General features: G+C 54.0%; 3 protein-coding genes and 1 pseudogene. All 4 read left to right on the plus strand.

The window, feature by feature from the left end; all coding sequences use genetic code 11:
* Positions 1–281 precede the first annotated feature (281 nt).
* The 4 genes and pseudogenes from BSG09_RS19855 (at position 282) to BSG09_RS19870 (ending at position 3,562) form a co-directional block, all read left to right on the plus strand.
* Entirely contained in the window at positions 282–1,157 is an 876-nt protein-coding gene (locus BSG09_RS19855; RefSeq protein WP_092936205.1) for a ParA family protein, read from the plus strand.
* Entirely contained in the window at positions 1,154–1,615 is a 462-nt protein-coding gene (locus tag BSG09_RS19860; RefSeq protein WP_092936207.1) for a hypothetical protein, read from the plus strand. The genes BSG09_RS19855 and BSG09_RS19860 overlap by 4 nt, the downstream gene beginning before the upstream one ends.
* 204 nt (positions 1,616–1,819) lie before the next feature.
* Positions 1,820–2,052 (plus strand): annotated as a pseudogene (locus tag BSG09_RS21805) (BCCT family transporter); the annotation flags it as partial.
* A 259-nt stretch (positions 2,053–2,311) separates the two neighbouring features.
* Complete coding sequence (locus tag BSG09_RS19870) at positions 2,312–3,562, plus strand: COG1470 family protein (RefSeq protein WP_139246300.1); 1,251 nt, start codon at positions 2,312–2,314, stop codon at positions 3,560–3,562.
* The last annotated feature ends 106 nt before the right edge of the window (positions 3,563–3,668 follow it).

Genomic DNA, 3,668 nt, shown 5'->3' on the forward strand with positions numbered 1-3,668 from the left:
GTTTACTACTGACGACGCCCGGATCAAGCTACGGCAGCTCTACCCAATTGAGATTGAAAAGGATCTACAGATTCAGACTTGAAGCTACACTTAGATGTACCACTCTAAGATGAACTTCTTGGCTGTGATCGTGCTCTCCGTCCCTAAGACGCAACAGTTTCTGTGGTAGCTCTAGGTGACTTAGATAAGAATCTTAGATATGTGTCTGAGAGATCTAACTTAGGTATATTTCTTGGATGCTTTGCGTAGTTTCTTATCTTAGTAACTCACAAGAGACACTCATGCTTTCGTACACGGTGTACTCCGAAGCGGGTGGCGTCGGAAAATCGTCGCTGACAGCGAATCTGGCTGTCGCGCACGCTCGAGCAGGCCTTGACGTCTTGGTCGTCCCACTGGATCCGCAGGACGGCGACCTCAGCCGGCTGCTCGGTGTCGACGAGGACCGCGCCAGTAGCGATGCGGACAACCTCGTCCGTCACATGGTCAATGCGCCGAAAGGTCCATTCGAGGATCTCATCCGAACGTCGGAGGGTGTCGACATCATTCCAGAGCACAACATGCTTTCGGATCTCGCAGATCACCTCGCTCGCGAACAGCAGAAAGCCGAGGACTTCGGCGACGCGTACAATATCTATGCCCAACTACAGCGCGTCCTCGCTGATGCTGGCGTTGGGGATCAGTACGATGTCCTGATCTGTGACCCGCCGGCGACCGAGTCGGATCACCTCTACAACGCCATCTTCGCGACGCGAAATCTGGTGATCCCCGTCGAGCCCTCGGCCAAGGGTCGGGCATCGGTCGAAGGCCTCGAGGAACTCGCGAGTAACTTCGCTGACCAGCTGAATATTGAGGTCGGTGTTCTGGCCGCAGTCCCGAACGGATTCAAGCGGACGAACGACCAGAAGGAACTCATCGAGGAAATCGAGTTCCCAACACCAGAGGTGATCAACGACCGGACGTCAATGATGGAAGGCTGCTGGAAGCAGCAGTGTTCAGCGTTCAAATACGTTCGCGAGCATCGCGCCCGTCAACGGGACTACGAGCTCGAAACACTCGCCCAATTCGATCAACTGGCTCGCTACCTCGAGAAGGAGGCCGGGATTGAAGCACCAAACCCGCCTGAGCCTGGTGCGCTCGAGCAAGAGGTGACAGCATGACAGGATTTAAAAGCGGAAGCGCCGGTGATCCGTTCAGCAGTGGTGACACAGACGACGATTCTGGCGGCAACGATGCCGGAACGGATGACCCGCCCACACTCGAGACATCGGCGTCGACATCGACAGCGCAGCCTGATCATGCGTCCGAGGCCAGCGTCGATCGTGATCAGCGTCGTGACAACGATGGGAGCGAGACTGCATCGGATAGTCCCTCGAGCACCGTACTTCCTTGGATCTACGAGCGCAACAGTATCACCGACGGGCGTGCCCAAACTGTCCAATTGCATCTCCAGCAGTCAACGCTGGATCGCCAGCGTGAGGGAAAACGGGATGTCGAGGCTGTCTTAGGAGAATCGGTGAAGAAGGCTGACCTTCGTGAGGCTGCGCTTCTCGTTGGCCTCGAGCATCTCGATGAGCTCGCTGAGCAGCTCCGAGAGTGGGGCTACGACTTCGAGTGAGGTTTTCTGTCACCCATCTTTCTCTATTCTCTTCTCCATGGCCGATTGAACGGTGGTGTGGGAAGTTATGATCTGCCGTTCTTAGCTCGATCTGTATATTGTTATTCATGAAATTCACTCCGAATGAGGATAGACATATAGGCTTAGATAATAATCACATATTCTTAGATTAGAATCTTAGATAGTCTGTCCAGAATAAACAGAGTGCTCGTCGTGGTCCCGACAGTCTTCAGCTGGAACAACACGGACTCATCGGCGGCTGGGTGCTCGCGCCGGGCTACCAGCAACCGGTCGCCGAGGAGATGGCCGCGGCGGGCAATTCCGCAGCGATCGCGAAAGCACTCCAGATCACCCATACGGCACAGTACTCACAGTGCTATTCGTCATCATCATCGCCGGGTCACATGATCACGTCGCTCGACTCAACGGTCTGTATGAGTAATGATCGTCATCTATGCGGTCATACAGCGCTGTTTGACATCAATACTCACTGCTATTCTATCAGCACTCGAAATCAGCACTAGATCTTCTCTGCCCTCTCGGATGGTGGTTGTCGATAGACTCCCTCGCTCGCGTTATCACTCATCAATACAAATAATAAAATCGCAACTATTTCAGGATAGTAACTAGAATGGCTGAATTGACTCCTAAGCCGCCCAACATATCTACGGCCACAAGGAGTCCCCAAATCGAAGTATGAATCGGAGTACAATCCTTCCTCTCCTGCTCGCAGTGGCACTACTCGTCCCAGCTGCGGCTGCAGGTATGACCCCGCAGACGAATAGTTCACAACCAGCAAGCGTCGATGTTAGTTCCCAACAGAGTGATTCCCCAACAAACTACACGCAGTTGTATGTCGAAGAGCAGTACCGAAGTCTAGAGCTAAAGCCCGGCGAGTCTGAGACTGTCAGTGTTGCTGTCGAAAACGGTGAAGATGAAGCAATTACCATTACACCACATCTATACACACACACGCTCGAAGAGCCCCCAATCAACGAGGAGTGGGTCTCGATTAGCGATGACGAGCTGACTCTCGAGGAAGGCGAGACGAAAACAGTGGATGCAACCGTCGAAATCCCCGAAGATGCAGACCTCGGCCGTTATAGTGGATCACTCGCTTTTACCGATGAGATGATCTCGTATCCTGGCGGCCCAGCTCGACCGGTCCACGCTGCAAACCTCAATCTCGAGGTGTCCAAACAGCCGACAGTGACGATCAAATCGGGCGGCTATGAACACACGCAAGTAAAGGCTGGAGACACGACATCTCACGAAATCGTCATCGAAAACACTGGCGAGCAGGCAGTCCCACTGAACCCACAAGTTACCGTTCGAGACGGTGTCCGCCGTCCCAGCGCCAGTCAGCCGCTCGAGAAGTCCTGGTTCGATATTACGTCGCCAACCGAGCTTCCCCCAGGCGAGACGACGACTGTCGAGGTGACGATTTCACCGCCAAGCGATGCAGATCGCGGCCGATATGATGCCGAGATCGACCTGGGAATTCAGGATCCCGCACGGCCTGATCGAAACGATTACTGGCAGCAGATCAATTTCAACGTCGAAGTGTGGGAAGAACCAACAGAGCCCTTCGAACAGGAGTTTGAGGTAGCTGACAACATTGAGGATGTGACGCTTACGTTGTCGGCACACAACCGATATCAAACTGATAACAGACCATCCCAAGGTTTCGATGTGACGTTCATCTCTCCGGACGGCACCGAGATCGATGCTGAACGTGTTGAACGATCCACCAGCGGCCACGTCAGTTTAGCCGAGGGAGAGAGTCGCTCACAGCTCCAAGGCGGTGAATACTCAACTGGGACCGCCCAGCAAGAGTTCGTCTACCGAATCACGGATCCCGAAGCTGGCAATTGGGCAGTTGAGATCATGCCTGAGAATGTGATGGGATTCCAGTACGACATCACACGAACTACCTCGAGCAACTGACAGACCACGGAACGTTATAGGCTGAACAGCCGCAATACCACGCCGTTCACGGCGTGGATACGCGCCGTCACTTGTGGTAACAACCCACCGTTCAAATGCCACCTCC

Source organism: Natrinema hispanicum, from assembly GCF_900111485.1.
GTDB classification, from domain to species: domain Archaea; phylum Halobacteriota; class Halobacteria; order Halobacteriales; family Natrialbaceae; genus Natrinema; species Natrinema hispanicum_A.